Genomic DNA, 14,106 nt, shown 5'->3' on the forward strand with positions numbered 1-14,106 from the left:
CTTCTATTTTTGTGTTCAATGCGGACACCGCGTCTACTTAGAAATTGGTACAGACCGCTTACCCCCGTGTACCAAATGCCTTGGCAATCTATTTAACAACAAAATTGCCTAAGCTGCGCATATAAAACAGTTACCCTCTGTTTTGAACAAAAGCCCCGTCACACGATGGGGCTTTTTATTGGCGCTTGCAGAGAGCAGTGTTTTGAACTTTACCAAATAAACCCAATCCAGCAGAGAAATAAAAGACTGTTTTATATAACAATAAAAAAATGCAAAAAAGATTGTAATAACCAAAACTAGCGGTTGATTTTTACCCAATAAAGACATAATTTTAATATGGGATTTAAAAGTCCTACTTTTTATATGGTTTTGTTTGTAGTTGAACTTGCTAAAAAAAATACCGGGGAACTGTGAATGATAAAATTTATTGTAGATGAACAGCCGACAGCCAAAGGCGTACACTTGATACATAATGGAAACCAAGGCTGTGAGGACATGCCGAAATTTGATGATCAGATTCTGATTGGCTATTTTGCAAATTACGAGCTGGCCTATAAGCGCGCCAGAATGAATTGGCCGAGAGAAAAAGTCGAAGGCTGCGGCAAGTGCTGCAGCGTATAATGCCGGCTTAAAAAGGATGAAAATAAAACTCCGCCTGACTGGCGGAGTTTTTCCTGCTGGAAAGGATATTTCGATATGTCTGAATCATAAAAATAAAGCTGGGCCAAGCTATCTAAGCCCAAATAAAAGCTTTTGATAAAAACTATATTTTTTGAATTTTATTTCAATAAAAATAGTGGTAAGCTTTTATTTTAATTTAATTTTTTATTAAGTAATAATGACAAGAGATCAGTTATATCAAGTTATACAGCGGTCATTTTCCCAAGCTATACAAGAATGTCAGCAATTTGAGCTTGAACAAGGCCCTCAAGATAATTTAACCAGATGTCATGCGAACCGCAGCCGAGAGTGGATTAACTGTCTGGCAAAGCAATTACTGCAAGTTTCAAAAGACAATCATTCTATAGCAGAAGATAAATTTTTAGCTTTTTATAGAGGCAATGATAAAGATAGGCAAGTTTTTGGATTAAATGAGTTTTTATTTGATATTGTCGTGGCAAAAATGTTGGAGCTAAATACAGCAAGCGGTTGGCGCAATGCCAAAGCTACTGATGGAATGCTTAAAGCTATTGAAAAAGCTATTTGGATTGTAGAAAGTGAATTTCAGTTAAAAGATTCACGTGCATTATTAGTAGATATGAACAAGTTAGCATTAGCTAAAGCCAAGAATAAGCTGTTTGTCATGAGTTTGGATCCGCTAAGTAAAATGAATACTTGGGCTGAGCAGACGCTTAAGACTTTAACAAAAGGTGATGATGCAGCGGTATTCTTAGCTAAAATTCCCCACCCAAAAGACTGGTCGGTAAATCAGCATATCGAGCTTATTGAAATTTTATGATGTTTTAATAAGGTGAATAGTAGATAAATTATTAAAATGCTGTTGATTTAAAGTCAAATGGTACAAGAGTAATGCCACGCCAAGCTATCTATTCAGAATCTGTCAGAACTTTAAGCGCTGCATCAGCTAAAAAAGGTTAAAATAACAGCAGTAAAAGACCGCAGGAAAACGGCATGAACATCACCCAGCTTGCAGACTTTCTGCTCTACAGCATGCTCTTCAACTACGCCATTCTCATCATCTGGTTTCTGGCCTTTGTTTTCGCCAAAGGCTGGATGAAAAGCCTGCATGGCCAATGGTTCAAGCTGTCTGATGGCAGCTTTGACGCAATCCATTACGGCAGCATGGCCGCGTATAAAATCGGCATACTGCTGCTGAACCTTGCGCCGTATATTGCGCTAAAATTGCTTTGAAGATATCAGCAGATGCACAGAAATCAAAAACTTCAAGAGGGCGCAGCGATGAATGGAAAAACCGAATATCAGCCATGCATGGTCTGCAGGAAAAGCTTTCCGCTCAAAAGCCTGATTCCGATGGGAACGGTGCGCAAAGTCATTACAGAAGAAATCGCCCGGGACTTTCCGCAGTGGAATGCGCAGGACTACATCTGCCAGCCGGATTTAACCAAATACCGCATGCAGTATGTGCAGTCTATTCTCAGCTCGGAGCAGGGCGAGGTTTCAAATCTGGAATACGAAGTCATCCACAGCATGCGGCAGCATGAGCTGATCAGCAAAAACGTAGAAAGCAGGCTTGATCAGAACTGGACATTCGGCGAACGGCTGGCGGATAAAATCGCCTCTTTCGGCGGCAGCTGGGCATTCCTGATCTGCTTTGCTACTTTTTTAGTGATTTGGATTCTGGTCAATACCGTGGTGATGATGAAGCATCCCGCAGACCCTTATCCTTTTATTCTGCTGAATCTGATACTGTCCTGCCTGGCGGCCATCCAGGCGCCGGTGATCATGATGAGCCAGAACCGGCAGGAAGCCAAAGACCGCCTGCGCTCGGAAAATGATTATCAGGTCAACTTAAAAGCCGAGCTGGAAATCCGTAACCTGCATGAAAAAATTGACCATCTGCTGATGCACCAGTGGGACAGGCTGGCGAAAATTCAGGAGATACAGCTGGATTTGCTCTCGGAAATGAGCAAAAAGAGGGAATAAACCGCATGGCAGGGCGGCAATTCGGCTGCATGAAATACTGTATTCTGAGAAAATATTCCTATTGAATCGCTTTTTAATGCAATAAAAAACTGCATTTTAACGCCAATTGGGAAAAAATACTTTGTAGCTGCATTTGCGCGGAATATTTTTCTAAAATATTTGAAAATTGATGAATCTTCGGAAATTAATCCCTCAGCGCTTTGGCTACTATAGATTTCAAGGGTGTGACAGAGATCGAAAAGAGCAGCATGCTGTGAGCGGCGCAAAACGCGAGTGCAGTACTTACCCACAAGGTCTCGATTCGGCTTAGGACGCTATAGATCACAAGTTTATAGGCTATAAGATCAGGGCTTACCCAGTCATGATAGTTGAAGTAAACGATTCAGTTTTCTCTTACACCGCCCTCAGAATTCACCGTTTAAAACAATTCATTCAGCAGAATAAAAATTCAGGTGCCGCCGCCAGAACTTCCCGCTCCAGATCAGCATTGAGAATATTCACTCCCTTACCGCAGGGCATCCGCAGGCGCACTATTTGTGCATAGCATCAATCTTCAATTTGTAAATGTGAAACAGTATGCATATTGCGCTTTTTCAGCATGATGCATTCAGATTATGCATTTAAAAACAAAATGATGCATATTTTCTAACCTTTGGTAAAATTCAAGCAGATCATTCAAAAAGAGCACAATAACAATGACAGCATTTGATCTGGAAATCCGCTATCCGCACCACCATTCGGATGAAGAAGCTGAATTCATGGAAGAGATGACAGCGCAAGAAATAATGGCGAAATTCAATGCCATGAACTGGAAACAGCTGCAGATCCTGATGCTGCAAATGCGCGGCGGAAAAGCGGTTTTTACAGTGACGCATCAGGCATCCAATCAGGCCGTGCAAATTAGCCTGATTGAACTGCCGGACACCGGCGAGCTGGCCTTCAATTTTGAAAGCGATATAGAAGTGCAGGCGGTGCAGAAAAATTTATTCGGGCTGCTGAAATACCAGACTGCCGATTATGTGCAGTTCAGGCATTTAAGCCTGTCCGCCACCCGCAGCTATTTGGAAGCATTCAGCCGGCAGCAGCTGGATGAGCTTAAGCAGGATTATCTGCAGAATAATGCTGAAACAGTTTCATAAGCGGATTTGCGCGCAGCGGGGCAGAGAATGCGGATTTCCGCGGTGCGGGCAGCTGTATGGCTGCGCCTGCTGCAAGGGCGGAGAGCAGGCTGGGTGAAAGAAAAAATTCCTGAAATCAGGCCATATATGCAGTAAAAGATGCGCTTAATTTATGCTGTTGGTAAAATTTTTCACAATAATAAATTATCCGGAAAATTTTCTTAAAATCACGCTGAATCGGTTTTTTTCAGGGAAACAATCCCGCTGCGCGCTGGCTAATATAGCGTCCAAGGTGCAGCAGAGATCGGAAAGAGCAGCATGCTGCGGGCGGCGCAAAACGCGAGTGCAGTACTCACCCAAAAGGTCTCGATTCGGCTTAGGACGCTATAGATCACAAGTTTATAGGCGAAAGGTCAGGGCTTACCCAGCCACGGCAGTTGAAGCAAACATGCAGTTTTCTCTTGCACCCTGTGAAATTTCTTTACTATACAAATATTTATAAATCAGCATGAATCCGCTAGAATGCTAAAAAACACCCAGCGCGGACAACAGCATGCAGCCCAATCGGATTTATTTTGCCGGCAATCCCTGGCCGGAAGGCCACCCTGTTAAAGAATTTCAATGGTCAGCGCGCCTGATCAATGGCGAAGTCTGGTTCGATCTGCATTTAAAGTCTGCGGACTATTACAGCGAGCGCGACATTGACAGCAGCATGGGGGATGCAGATGCAGAGGGCGTGGAATATGCATCAGACTGGGAAGCGCCGATTGTCTGGGAAAATTATCATGCATGTACTTTGTCCAGCACCTACTGGCAGAGCCGGGGCTTTAAGGCGTGCAGCCGGAAGGAATATTGCCCGGAATTTTTTGACGGCAGGGAGTTTTCCGTAGACCCTGCGCCCGAACAGGCGGAGGACTGGGACGATCTGGCGTTTCATATCTATCTGCTGGGCCATGATTCGGCCGCTAAGCACCGCATCAAGTTTGAAAAGGCAGCCGGTGCAGGCTTATTCAATATCCGCTGGACAGGGAAAATTGCGCCTGCTTATACCGACAATTATGAATATACGCATGATTTTTCAGTGTATCTGGAAAATGTGGAATTTCCCGCTTTGGCGGATGCTCCGGGCTAAAGCTGCTTTAATTTTCGAAATATAATATCTTAATCTTTGAAATAATTAATAATTTAATGTTGCAGGCATTCAGCCTATGCGCATGGAAGGTTTTGCATGATGAAAAAATATCTGTACCTTTTAGTATTGGGCTTTTCGCTGCTGGGCCTGACGCCTGCTTTTGCGCAGCAGACGCCGGAACAGGTCACGGCCGCGTATTTGGATGTGGCCAATAAAAGCGGCCTGGCGGGAACGGCTGGCTATTTTCATCCGGATGAGCTGAATAAATTTAAAAGCGCCTTTATCATGCTGTTTGAAAAGGCAGGGGATCAGCAGCTGATGCAGGCTTTCTGGGGAGAGCCGGTTTCTCTGGATGCGCTTAAGGCGATGCCGGCTGAGCCGTTTGCGCGGCAAATGCTGGGCGCAATCGGCAAGCTGATGAAGTCTGAAGATATTCATTTCACTCATTCGAAAATTGTCGGCAGCGTCAAGGAGGGGGATGCCATTCATCTGCTGGTCCGGCAGTATGCGAGTGTTGAAAATATTGAGTTTAATTCCATGCAGATTGTGACGCTGAAGCCTTATCAGGACAGCTATAAGCTGATGTTTTCAGACAAGCTGGACGGCATGATTAAAGGCCTGCAGGCTGGGCTGGCCAAAAAACGCTAAGCGCGGCTGCATCGCCCTTTGCGCCGGCGCCTTGCTCTTTCTTCTGCGTTTTTCTGCATCCGGCGCGCGGAATTGACAGCCGGACTGGAGCTTGATATTTTGCGCGCATTCTCCCGCAGCGCTGCGCCCTTATGCCTCCTTTAGACAACAGTTTTGTATATCAGCCTCCGCAAGAAGCGCTTGCCATTGTCTATGAAGATGATGATCTGGTGGTGATTGAAAAGCCTGCAGGCCTGCTGTCCGTTCCGGGGCGCCTGCCGGAGCATCATGACAGCGCCTACCTGCGGGTTTTGGCGCAATATCCGCAGGCGAAAATTACCCACCGCTTAGACATGGCGACCTCAGGCATTTTAATGTTTGCCAAGCACCGCGCTGCCGAAGTGGCAGTCAGCAAAATGTTTCAGGCTAGAACCGTCAAGAAAAACTATATTGCGCTGGTGCAGGGCTGGCTGGAAGGCGCAGGCAGCGTGAATGAGCCGCTGATTGCCGACTGGGAAAACCGTCCGCGCCAAATGGTGCATTATGAACTGGGCAAGCCTGCGCAGACCCTGTATCAGGCATTGCATTATTCAGAGACGGAAGGCATCAGCCGCGTGCTGCTGACGCCAATTACCGGGCGTTCACATCAGCTGCGCGTGCATATGATGCATATCGGCCATCCCATTACCGGTGATAAAATCTATCATCCGCAGGCTGCGCAAAGCCCGCTGAAGCGCATGGCGCTGCATGCCAGCTATTTGGCCTTTACCCAGCCTTTAAGCGGCAAAGATATAGAAATTAAAGGCCATGTGCCGTTTTAAAGCGCCGGCGCAGCCGCTGGATAATGCGCTGAAAAGCCGGGCAGCAGGCAGCGCTGTCCCGCATTTTGACCTGCATCACTATCGTATAGCTTGTTTGAAGTAGAGTTAAAATATTTAATATAAACAATTATATAGATTTTTTGATGCAAAAAGACCGATGATTTGCGCGCTCTTATGTTTCAGCGCATGTACGGCCTCATTTTTGCTTTAAAAGTTTAAACCCTTTGTGCAGGCTAGGCCCTGCTTTGAAAAGGCCTGCTGTTTATTTATAAAAACAGGCAAAAGTCTTTTGCTGTCCATACCGCACTCGCGTATCCAGAAACTATACAGCCGCAATGAGGATAAATCGCGCAGCGTCTTGCGCCAAGATGCTAAAAGTACAGCGCTTTTTGCATAAAACCAGCTTAAAATTAAACTGAAAATCATGCCAAGCCTGCATGGAAAGATGAATCCGGTAAAACCGAAGCAATTTAAAAACAGCATTTATTTTTCCAAATGTTTCCAAAACCGCTGAAAATACGCTTCAGGACAAAAATAAAGATCAAAAACAGCAGTCTGGTTAAAATCCTGCTGATCCGCCACTGGTCATATTTAGATTGGCAAGGCTTAAAATATGGCGAATGATGATGGAGTCATGCCGTATAAAAAATAATCCGCATGGGGCGCTGCTGCGGCCAAATGCGCTAAGCAGGGGAATCGCGATGTCAAATATTCTTCTCATTATGCTGGCGGCAGCGCTTGCCGGCCTGCTGTATGCATGCAGGCAGCTGCAGCATAAGCAGCAGCTGCTGCAGGGTCTGCAGGAGAACTTCAACCGCGCGCGCAATGAGCTGAGCCGGCATGAAGCGCAGTCCGGCGAGCTGAACTATGAAATTACCCAGCTGCGCATTCAGGCCAGCAGCCTGAAGGTGCAGCTGAATAAATTCAGCCAGTACCAGCATGTTTTAGACATTGAGCAGTATGTGCTGAACCGCAGGCTGCAGGCCGACAGCTTTATTGAAATGACCAAGCTGAACGCGGAAATCATGCTGGACGAAATAAAAGAGATCATTGCGCAGGTTAAAGCCTTTTTAGCGCAGCATCAGCAGCAGGCGCAGGACAGCATAGAGCGCAAAGCGCAGGAAAAACTCAAAGATTATTATGCGCAGGCGCAGGCCCTGCAGGAGCGCAGCGGCATTGTGCAGGCGCTGGAGCGGAAGATCTGCGGCTATCAGCAGCAGTATTTTTTCCCGCAGCCGCGCCTGATGGAGCAGCTGATTGGCGGCTACTCAGAAGCCGATGGCGCCCGGCATCTGCAGGCGGTCAGGAGCAAAATTCAGGCGGCCAATGCCAGCGGCCAGGTGGCCGAATGCCATTATGTGGATGAAAGCCGCTGTCTGGCTTTCAGCGCGCTGGTCACGCTGGCCTTCAACAGCAAGGCCGATCTGTATTTGGCGCAGCTGGACGGTGCGAATCTGGGGCAGCTGCTGCAGGCCCTGCAGGATGATTATCTGCTGATCAACTTTCACGGCAACCACTTCAGCCATTCACATATCTATGAATCTTATTTAAATTTAAGGCTGGAAGAGCTGAAATTTGCGGCCCTGCTGCAGGCCGCAAAAGCGCACAGCGTGCAGGAAGAAGCCGAAAAAATTCTGAATTGAATGGGCTGTGCAATAAATCTCCAAACCGCAGCAAATATCGGCTAAGCTAAATGCAGCAAAAACAGTAAAGCACCATAAGGACAATGTATGACACGCGACTACCAGCAGTTCCCAGATGATGATAACGGCAATGTGCTGTGGCAGATGCACAATGATGGCGATGATCTAACCGCAGCGCATGAAATTGAATATTCGATTGCGTTCCAGCAGGAAGAAAAAGCCGATCAGTGCGCGGTGTACCTGCTGAAAGAAGAGCAGAAAATCAGCCTGTTTGAAGATGAAGAAACCGGGGAATGGATCATCACCATCTATGTCTATATGGAGCCGGAGTATGCGGACATTGTTGACCTGGAAGAATGGTTCAGCAAAATCGCCGGCCAGTTTGGCGGTGAATATGACGGCTGGGGCTGCATGGCCTATGTCTATGACGATGAAATTGAAGAAGCGGATGAAGAGGAAAAAGCGGACTGATGCCTGAAGCTTCGCGCTGAATAAGGCCCGGCAGGAAAAACGCCGGGCTTTTTGCTGTAAGCGCCGGAACCGCAATAAAAGGATACGATGGCCGGCATTGAGCATGATCGAAAGAGGCGGAGCCGATTGATGCGGGATCTTTTAAAGCCGGCGGCGCTGCAGCAAATTGTTGAGGAAGAAAATCTGCAAGGCCAGTTTGAATGGCCGGTTCCAGAGGATTGCCTGATTGCCGTGCCTGATTTCGCCGGCGACTGTTTCAAGCAGAATGTCTATCTGAAAGAGCATTATGCGCCGCAGCTGCAGTCAGATCCACAGCTGCGCGCGCATTACTGGCTGATTCAGCAATAGGGCGGCATCAAGTCATTCAGGCAGAATCCGCAGAAAGACCGGAAAATCCTGCAGTTTTTAGAGGCGCTGGCGGCCGCGGAGCCGTCTTCAAAACGCTATGATCGGCTGCCGTATTTGTCTGAAGTTTCGTCTTTTTTAATGCCGGACGATTATGTGATTTATGATGCCAGAGCCGCTTACAGCCTGAATTGGCTGATCTTCGCGCATGATCTGGATTTGGAATTTTTCCCGCAGCCGGTATCGCGCAATGCGCAGCTGCAGAAGTTTGAGCAGCAGACAATTTTCAACCTGATGGGCTGCACCCGCGCCTATGTGCCGAAGCCTCAGGCCTACCTTGCGCTGTGCAATTTGATCAAGGCGCTGGTGAGCCATCCGGATACGCCGCGGCAAAAGCCTTATGAGCTGGAAATGATCCTGTTCAGCATTGCGCCGGGCTATGTTGTGCAGGACATTCAAAAGCGCATTCAGATCCGCAAAACGGCAGCTGCGCCTGCCGCCGCTGCGCGTACAGAAATGGCATAGACAGGGCTTGGGCATCGGGCTAAATTCAAAAAAAACAGCCCAAACGGTGAACAGGAATGAGCAATACAGTACGGCTGCACCGCGTGTTCAGCGCCCCGCCGGAGCGGGTATTCCGCGCATTTACAGATCCCGATGCCCTGGTGAAATGGATGGCGCCGCACGGCTTTACCGCGCATGTAGAGCATTCAGATGTGCGCACGGGCGGCAGCTACCGCATGTCATTTACCAATTTTTCCACAGGAACCAGGCATTCATTTCATGGGAATTACCACCAAGTGGTGCAGAACCAGCTGCTGCGCTACACCGACCAGTTTGACATGCCGGAGCTGGCGGGTGAAATAGACGTGACCATTGAGCTGAAAGAAGTCAGCGTCGGCACAGCGCTTAAAATTACCCAGGCTGGCCTGCCGAGCGTGATCCCGCCGGATGCCTGCTATCTGGGCTGGCAGGAATCGCTGCAGCTGCTGTCTTTTCTGGTGAACCCCGCTATTCCGGATGAGTAGCAGGGGCCAGCCATGAAAATCCAGATTAAGCGGGTTTATGAAGCTATCGGCGCTGCAGACGGCAAGCGGATTCTGGTTGACCGGCTCTGGCCCAGAGGCGTCAGCAAGGCGCAGGCGCAGCTGGACTTCTGGCCTAAGGAGCTGACCCCGTCCAATGCGCTGCGCCAGTGGTATCATGAAGATATAGAGCAGCGCTGGGACGAATTTCAGCGGCGCTATCAGGCGGAACTGGCTGAACAGCAGGAGGCGCTGCAGCAGCTGCGCGATCTGGCGCGGCAGGAAAAAGTCACCCTGCTGACCGCTGCCAAAAATGCAGGCAAAAACCATGCTGAGGTGCTGAAGCGGGTTCTGGAGGTATAGCGGGCACAGGAATGGCCGGCAAATAACCCTAAAAAAATTAAGTGTTTTCAGCGGGTGAAAAAAGAAAAATGCTATAGTGGCATTTTGGGCAGAGCTGCTGCCCCTTTTATTTTTTGAGGTTTTTTTTATGTCTTTACCCAATTGCCCAAAATGCCAGTCCGAATATGCCTATGAAGACGGCAGCCTGCTGATTTGCCCAGAATGCGCGCATGAGTGGAAAGAAGGGGAAGAAGCTTCCGCAGATGCGCAAGCTGCTATTAAAGATGCCAACGGCAATGCGCTGGCGGACGGCGACACTGTAACAGTCATTAAAGATTTAAAAATCAAAGGCTCATCTTCGGTTGTGAAAGTCGGCACCAAAGTGAAGAATATCCGCCTGTTGCCGGACGCTTCTGACGGCCATGATATTGACTGCAAAATTGACGGCATTGGCCCGATGAAACTAAAATCTGAATATGTGAAAAAAGCCTGAGGCTCCATTTCAGCTTCCGCCTGAAAAATGCGCGGCCTGATGCAAGTCAGGCCACGCATTTTTTATTGGGCAGGGCATAATGCTTCTACGTTTTTAAGATGATTCAGACCATGCCGCATATCCATTTAGAATATTCAGACAACCTGCAGCCCTTCGATGCAAAGCCTGTGCTGCTGGCGCTCAACCGCGCATTTTTTCAGTCCGGCCATGCCGGCGCTGCGCTGGATATTAAAAGCCGCGCCGTTTGCCATCAGGATTATGTGATTGGCCTAGAGCAGGACAGTGGCCAGGCCTATGTGCATGCCAAAGTTTCGCTGCTGGCCGGCAGAAGCCTGGCGGCGCAGCAGGAAATTTCGGCGTTGCTGCTGGCTGCGCTGCAGCAGCATGTTCCGGCGCGGGCAGGGCTGAGCATTCAACTCTGTGTGGAAATGCTTGAAATGAATAAGGAAACTTACAGCAAGCAGGTTGTGAAATAGCCTGCGCAGATGAAAATGCGGCCCAGCGCCGTATTTTTTGCTTGGGTTGGCAGTACAGCATATTGAAAAATAATAAGATTTTAATGCGACTTGAAACAGCAGGAAATTGCTGGCGCCACAGTGAAAAAAATGCTGTTTTCGGCAATTAAGTTCAATTATATTCATATAAATAGAATAATTTTTAGGCAGCATCATTCTATCCACAATAAATTTTATCATCGGAAGAGGTGTGAAATGGCAGGTTGGTATGAAATCAGTCAGGCAAAGGATAGCCAGTACCGTTTTGTTTTAAAGGCGGGCAATGGCGAAGTTATTTTAAACAGCGAGCTGTATAAAACCAAAGCGTCAGCGCACAACGGCATTGAGTCCGTGCAGAAAAATAGCCCGGACGATGCCCGCTATGAGCGTCTGGAAGCGAAAAACGGCAAGCCTTATTTCAATTTAAAGGCGGCCAATCATCAGATTATCGGCACCAGCCAGTTCTACGGCAGCGAGCAGTCACGTGACAAAGGCATTGAATCGGTGAAGAATAACGGCAGCAGCGCCGCAGTTAAAGACTTGACGGATTTAGCTGAGTAAGCTGTGCATGCGCCTGATGCCGCGGCAGGGCATCAGGCGGTACAAATCACCCTGAAGAGCATGTTCTAAAGCATGCTTTTTTTTACAGCGGCGCAATGAATATATGAAAGCTTTAACATCCCTGATTGCAGGCGCCGTGCTGGCGGGCGCCTCGCTGTTTTTTGCATCGCCTTACTGGGCGCTGCGCCAAATCAATCAAGCCTATCAGCGCAATGACGCCGCCGGCATGGCTGAATATATTGATTTTGCGCAGGTTAAGGCCAGCCTGCAGCCGCAAATCCAGCAGCGCCTGCAAGACGCTGCCGGGCTGGAGCATTTGCCTGAGCCTTTGCAGCCGTGGGGCGGCCGGCTCAGCGCTGCCCTAAGCGCCCGCGCTGCCGATGCTGCGGTGAATGAGCAAACGCTGATGCTGCTGATGCAGGGCAAAGAACTCAAGGATACAGTCGATTTTGACGCGCTGCTGCCGGCGCAGGATTTGGCGCCGCCGTCCCGGCCGGCAAGCGCCGCCCCCGCTGCTAATCAGGCCAGGGTGAAGGCGCATTATAGCGGCTGGAACCGTTTTGAAATTGCGGTGCCGGCAGATTCTGGCAAGCTCACGCGTTTTGAAATGGCGCGCACAGGCTTGCACTGGAAAATTGTTGCGGTGCAATTGCCGGATTAGCCGATTTTTATTAAAAATCAATATAATTTAAAGACATAAACATTCTAATTGGAAAAGGGAGAGCGCTGCTGACAGGGACGGCCAATCAAGCCGGCAACATTTTTAGCATTGGAGCGCGTTGTGAAGGTGACGGGAGACCTGCAAGCGGGGCAGGAAGTCATTGCTGTTCTTAGGGATTGAGACCAGGCGCTTTGCAGCTGGATCTGCATGAAATTATTGTGCATTGCAGCGCAGATGTCAGCACGCAAATGAGCGGCATCGCAGCTGATCAGCAGCTTTGGGAGCGCGGCCTCGCTTATTTAAGGGCGGGCCTCCGCGTTTTCCGCGATCATCTGAATGTGCATGCGGCGCCGGACTTGGCCTTTGTTTCCTGCTATTCCAAGGTGGATGCCGAGAGTGGCGCGCCTGCGCCGGATATTCCGTGGTGCAGAACAATGCTCTGCGCAAGAAAAAAGCGCCATCAATGGAAAATTGTGCATCAGCATATTTCAATGCCGGTGGATATGCAGTCGGGGCAGGCCGCGCAATGGAGGCCTTAGGGCAGTTTGATGCCGGCCTGATGAGGCGCCTCCGCTGGCGCAGCCGAAGCAAATAAAAAGCAAAGGGCGGCGCGGAAGCTGATAAGCTGAAATAAGCGCAGGCCAGCGGGGAGCAGTGATGAGCTTTCATGATTTTTACAGAATGAGTTCGCATGCAGTCATTGTGAATGCGCAGCGCCAGGTGCTGCTGCTGAAAGCCGATTATGCCGGCAAGGAATGGGGCTTGCCCGGCGGCGGCTTAGACCCGGGGGAAACCATTCATCAGGCGCTGCTGCGCGAATGCCGCGAGGAACTGGGCTGCGCGGTGCGGGCGGATTACCTGTCAGGCGTGTATTTTCACGCATCCGTCAGCTCGCATGCTTTTATTTTCCGCTGCCATTTGGCCGATGATGCGCAGATTCAGCTCAGCGCTGAGCATTCCGCCTGGCGCTGGTTTGATTTGGATGAACTGAGCCCAGTGCAGCGCATCCGGGTAGATGACTGCCTGCATTTTGACGGGACAGTGCTGAGCCGCAGTTTTTAATAGTTCTGATGTCCCATGCCATAGGGAAGGAGCATGCAATGAATAAAAAAAATAAGATCAATTTGCAGTTCTGCCTGATGCTGGGCCTGCTGATGTTCAGCGGCTTCAGTCTCGCCGAAAGTACCATCACAGGATTGCATTTTCTGCATAAAGACTGGGAACTGGCCTGCGACAATACTGGGGTGTGCCGGGCCGCCGGCTATCAGGCGGAAGACCATGTGGTGCACCCCGTTTCGGTTTTGCTACAGCGGGCGGCGGGCGCCAAAGCGCCGGTGAGTGCGCGGGTTAAAATTGATGTGGCGCATATTCCTGCCCGGCGCAAGCCGCTGCAGCTTGCCATGCTGGGGCGCAGCTACGGCACTGTGGCTTTAGATCCCCGTTCAGGCGAAGGCAGGCTTTCAGTTGTGCAGGCGCAGGCCCTGCTGAAGGCCGTGCAGAGCGCACAGCCGGTTATCTGGACCGCCGATGACGCTGAATGGGCGCTTTCTTCAGCCGGCGCCAGCGCGGTGCTGCTGAAAATGGATGATTTCCAGAGGCGTGTGGATACGCCATCCGCACTGGTGCGCAAAGGAGCGAAGTCCAGTGCGGGCGTTTTAACAATGCAGCCTTTGCCGCTGGTTCAAATTAAAAATGGGGCTGTAGTAGATAAGATTAAATTTCAGCCCATTTTAATAGCATTTGAAGCT

General features: G+C 49.2%; 22 protein-coding genes. 21 read left to right on the top strand and 1 reads right to left on the bottom strand.

What is annotated here, in order from left to right; all coding sequences use genetic code 11:
- The first annotated feature begins 414 nt into the window (after positions 1–414).
- The 8 genes from RSA72_RS11540 (at position 415) to RSA72_RS11575 (ending at position 6,323) form a co-directional block, all read left to right on the top strand.
- Complete coding sequence (locus RSA72_RS11540) at positions 415–621, top strand: hypothetical protein (protein WP_332622691.1); 207 nt, start codon at positions 415–417, stop codon at positions 619–621.
- Positions 622–838: 217 nt separating this feature from the next.
- Positions 839–1,459 (top strand): hypothetical protein, encoded by a 621-nt coding sequence (locus RSA72_RS11545; RefSeq protein WP_332622692.1) that lies wholly within the window; start codon positions 839–841, stop codon positions 1,457–1,459.
- 173 nt (positions 1,460–1,632) lie between these two features.
- On the top strand, positions 1,633–1,872 hold the full coding sequence (locus RSA72_RS11550; protein ID WP_332622694.1) for a DUF6868 family protein: 240 nt from the start codon (positions 1,633–1,635) through the stop codon (positions 1,870–1,872).
- Between the two features lie 48 nt (positions 1,873–1,920).
- Positions 1,921–2,625, top strand: coding sequence for a DUF1003 domain-containing protein (locus RSA72_RS11555; RefSeq protein ID WP_332622695.1), 705 nt, complete (start codon positions 1,921–1,923; stop codon positions 2,623–2,625).
- Positions 2,626–3,320: 695 nt separating this feature from the next.
- Positions 3,321–3,764, top strand: a complete 444-nt coding sequence (locus RSA72_RS11560) for a hypothetical protein (protein ID WP_332622696.1) — start codon at positions 3,321–3,323, stop codon at positions 3,762–3,764.
- A gap of 532 nt (positions 3,765–4,296) precedes the next feature.
- Complete coding sequence (locus RSA72_RS11565) at positions 4,297–4,875, top strand: hypothetical protein (protein ID WP_332622697.1); 579 nt, start codon at positions 4,297–4,299, stop codon at positions 4,873–4,875.
- Between the two features lie 96 nt (positions 4,876–4,971).
- Positions 4,972–5,523 carry a hypothetical protein gene (locus RSA72_RS11570; protein WP_332622698.1) on the top strand — a complete coding sequence of 184 codons (552 nt, stop codon included), beginning with the start codon at positions 4,972–4,974 and terminating at the stop codon, positions 5,521–5,523.
- A 131-nt stretch (positions 5,524–5,654) separates the two neighbouring features.
- Complete coding sequence (locus RSA72_RS11575; RefSeq protein ID WP_332622699.1) at positions 5,655–6,323, top strand: pseudouridine synthase; 669 nt, start codon at positions 5,655–5,657, stop codon at positions 6,321–6,323.
- Between the two features lie 207 nt (positions 6,324–6,530).
- Here RSA72_RS11575 and RSA72_RS11580 read toward each other — a convergent pair whose 3' ends face one another.
- Positions 6,531–6,806 carry a hypothetical protein gene (locus RSA72_RS11580; RefSeq protein ID WP_332622700.1) on the bottom strand — a complete coding sequence of 92 codons (276 nt, stop codon included), beginning with the start codon at positions 6,804–6,806 and terminating at the stop codon, positions 6,531–6,533.
- A 218-nt stretch (positions 6,807–7,024) separates the two neighbouring features.
- Between RSA72_RS11580 and RSA72_RS11585 the strand changes: the two genes are divergently transcribed.
- The 13 genes from RSA72_RS11585 to RSA72_RS11645 form a co-directional block, all read left to right on the top strand.
- Complete coding sequence (locus RSA72_RS11585; RefSeq protein ID WP_332622702.1) at positions 7,025–7,966, top strand: hypothetical protein; 942 nt, start codon at positions 7,025–7,027, stop codon at positions 7,964–7,966.
- An 87-nt stretch (positions 7,967–8,053) separates the two neighbouring features.
- Entirely contained in the window at positions 8,054–8,437 is a 384-nt protein-coding gene (locus RSA72_RS11590) for a ribonuclease E inhibitor RraB (protein ID WP_332622703.1), read from the top strand.
- 129 nt (positions 8,438–8,566) lie between these two features.
- Positions 8,567–8,785 carry a hypothetical protein gene (locus RSA72_RS11595; RefSeq protein ID WP_332622704.1) on the top strand — a complete coding sequence of 73 codons (219 nt, stop codon included), beginning with the start codon at positions 8,567–8,569 and terminating at the stop codon, positions 8,783–8,785.
- A gap of 114 nt (positions 8,786–8,899) precedes the next feature.
- Positions 8,900–9,307 (top strand): hypothetical protein, encoded by a 408-nt coding sequence (locus tag RSA72_RS11600; RefSeq protein ID WP_332622705.1) that lies wholly within the window; start codon positions 8,900–8,902, stop codon positions 9,305–9,307.
- A gap of 56 nt (positions 9,308–9,363) precedes the next feature.
- Positions 9,364–9,810 carry an SRPBCC family protein gene (locus tag RSA72_RS11605; RefSeq protein WP_332622706.1) on the top strand — a complete coding sequence of 149 codons (447 nt, stop codon included), beginning with the start codon at positions 9,364–9,366 and terminating at the stop codon, positions 9,808–9,810.
- A gap of 12 nt (positions 9,811–9,822) precedes the next feature.
- Positions 9,823–10,170, top strand: coding sequence for a DUF488 domain-containing protein (locus tag RSA72_RS11610; protein ID WP_332622707.1), 348 nt, complete (start codon positions 9,823–9,825; stop codon positions 10,168–10,170).
- A 127-nt stretch (positions 10,171–10,297) separates the two neighbouring features.
- Positions 10,298–10,642 (top strand): zinc ribbon domain-containing protein YjdM, encoded by a 345-nt coding sequence (locus RSA72_RS11615; RefSeq protein WP_068908481.1) that lies wholly within the window; start codon positions 10,298–10,300, stop codon positions 10,640–10,642.
- A 110-nt stretch (positions 10,643–10,752) separates the two neighbouring features.
- Positions 10,753–11,118, top strand: coding sequence for a 5-carboxymethyl-2-hydroxymuconate Delta-isomerase (locus RSA72_RS11620; RefSeq protein WP_332622709.1), 366 nt, complete (start codon positions 10,753–10,755; stop codon positions 11,116–11,118).
- Positions 11,119–11,352: 234 nt separating this feature from the next.
- On the top strand, positions 11,353–11,697 hold the full coding sequence (locus tag RSA72_RS11625; RefSeq protein WP_332622710.1) for a YegP family protein: 345 nt from the start codon (positions 11,353–11,355) through the stop codon (positions 11,695–11,697).
- Between the two features lie 103 nt (positions 11,698–11,800).
- Positions 11,801–12,358: a DUF2939 domain-containing protein gene (locus RSA72_RS11630; RefSeq protein WP_332622711.1), complete on the top strand. Its 558-nt coding sequence runs from the start codon at positions 11,801–11,803 to the stop codon at positions 12,356–12,358.
- Positions 12,359–12,549: 191 nt separating this feature from the next.
- On the top strand, positions 12,550–12,897 hold the full coding sequence (locus tag RSA72_RS11635; RefSeq protein WP_332622712.1) for a nuclear transport factor 2 family protein: 348 nt from the start codon (positions 12,550–12,552) through the stop codon (positions 12,895–12,897).
- 118 nt (positions 12,898–13,015) lie between these two features.
- Positions 13,016–13,420: an NUDIX hydrolase gene (locus tag RSA72_RS11640; RefSeq protein ID WP_332622713.1), complete on the top strand. Its 405-nt coding sequence runs from the start codon at positions 13,016–13,018 to the stop codon at positions 13,418–13,420.
- Positions 13,421–13,458: 38 nt separating this feature from the next.
- Positions 13,459–14,106, top strand: a 648-nt coding sequence (locus RSA72_RS11645; protein WP_332622714.1) for a DUF1176 domain-containing protein, incomplete at its 3' end; no start/stop codon positions are given.

The sequence above is a fragment of the Acinetobacter sp. genome (genome assembly GCF_036659555.1).
Taxonomy (GTDB): domain Bacteria; phylum Pseudomonadota; class Gammaproteobacteria; order Pseudomonadales; family Moraxellaceae; genus Acinetobacter.

What these genes read in the sequence shown, in the direction of transcription:
- RSA72_RS11540 (WP_332622691.1), top strand. Translation starts at nt 415, where the DNA reads ATGATAAAATTTATTGTAGATGAACAGCCGACAGCCAAAGGCGTACAC.
- RSA72_RS11545 (WP_332622692.1), top strand. Translation starts at nt 839, where the DNA reads ATGACAAGAGATCAGTTATATCAAGTTATACAGCGGTCATTTTCCCAA.
- RSA72_RS11550 (WP_332622694.1), top strand. Translation starts at nt 1,633, where the DNA reads ATGAACATCACCCAGCTTGCAGACTTTCTGCTCTACAGCATGCTCTTC.
- RSA72_RS11555 (WP_332622695.1), top strand. Translation starts at nt 1,921, where the DNA reads ATGAATGGAAAAACCGAATATCAGCCATGCATGGTCTGCAGGAAAAGC.
- RSA72_RS11560 (WP_332622696.1), top strand. Translation starts at nt 3,321, where the DNA reads ATGACAGCATTTGATCTGGAAATCCGCTATCCGCACCACCATTCGGAT.
- RSA72_RS11565 (WP_332622697.1), top strand. Translation starts at nt 4,297, where the DNA reads ATGCAGCCCAATCGGATTTATTTTGCCGGCAATCCCTGGCCGGAAGGC.
- RSA72_RS11570 (WP_332622698.1), top strand. Translation starts at nt 4,972, where the DNA reads ATGATGAAAAAATATCTGTACCTTTTAGTATTGGGCTTTTCGCTGCTG.
- RSA72_RS11575 (WP_332622699.1), top strand. Translation starts at nt 5,655, where the DNA reads ATGCCTCCTTTAGACAACAGTTTTGTATATCAGCCTCCGCAAGAAGCG.
- RSA72_RS11580 (WP_332622700.1), bottom strand. Translation starts at nt 6,806, where the DNA reads ATGCTGTTTTTAAATTGCTTCGGTTTTACCGGATTCATCTTTCCATGC.
- RSA72_RS11585 (WP_332622702.1), top strand. Translation starts at nt 7,025, where the DNA reads ATGTCAAATATTCTTCTCATTATGCTGGCGGCAGCGCTTGCCGGCCTG.
- RSA72_RS11590 (WP_332622703.1), top strand. Translation starts at nt 8,054, where the DNA reads ATGACACGCGACTACCAGCAGTTCCCAGATGATGATAACGGCAATGTG.
- RSA72_RS11595 (WP_332622704.1), top strand. Translation starts at nt 8,567, where the DNA reads ATGCGGGATCTTTTAAAGCCGGCGGCGCTGCAGCAAATTGTTGAGGAA.
- RSA72_RS11605 (WP_332622706.1), top strand. Translation starts at nt 9,364, where the DNA reads ATGAGCAATACAGTACGGCTGCACCGCGTGTTCAGCGCCCCGCCGGAG.
- RSA72_RS11610 (WP_332622707.1), top strand. Translation starts at nt 9,823, where the DNA reads ATGAAAATCCAGATTAAGCGGGTTTATGAAGCTATCGGCGCTGCAGAC.
- RSA72_RS11615 (WP_068908481.1), top strand. Translation starts at nt 10,298, where the DNA reads ATGTCTTTACCCAATTGCCCAAAATGCCAGTCCGAATATGCCTATGAA.
- RSA72_RS11620 (WP_332622709.1), top strand. Translation starts at nt 10,753, where the DNA reads ATGCCGCATATCCATTTAGAATATTCAGACAACCTGCAGCCCTTCGAT.
- RSA72_RS11625 (WP_332622710.1), top strand. Translation starts at nt 11,353, where the DNA reads ATGGCAGGTTGGTATGAAATCAGTCAGGCAAAGGATAGCCAGTACCGT.
- RSA72_RS11630 (WP_332622711.1), top strand. Translation starts at nt 11,801, where the DNA reads ATGAAAGCTTTAACATCCCTGATTGCAGGCGCCGTGCTGGCGGGCGCC.
- RSA72_RS11640 (WP_332622713.1), top strand. Translation starts at nt 13,016, where the DNA reads ATGAGCTTTCATGATTTTTACAGAATGAGTTCGCATGCAGTCATTGTG.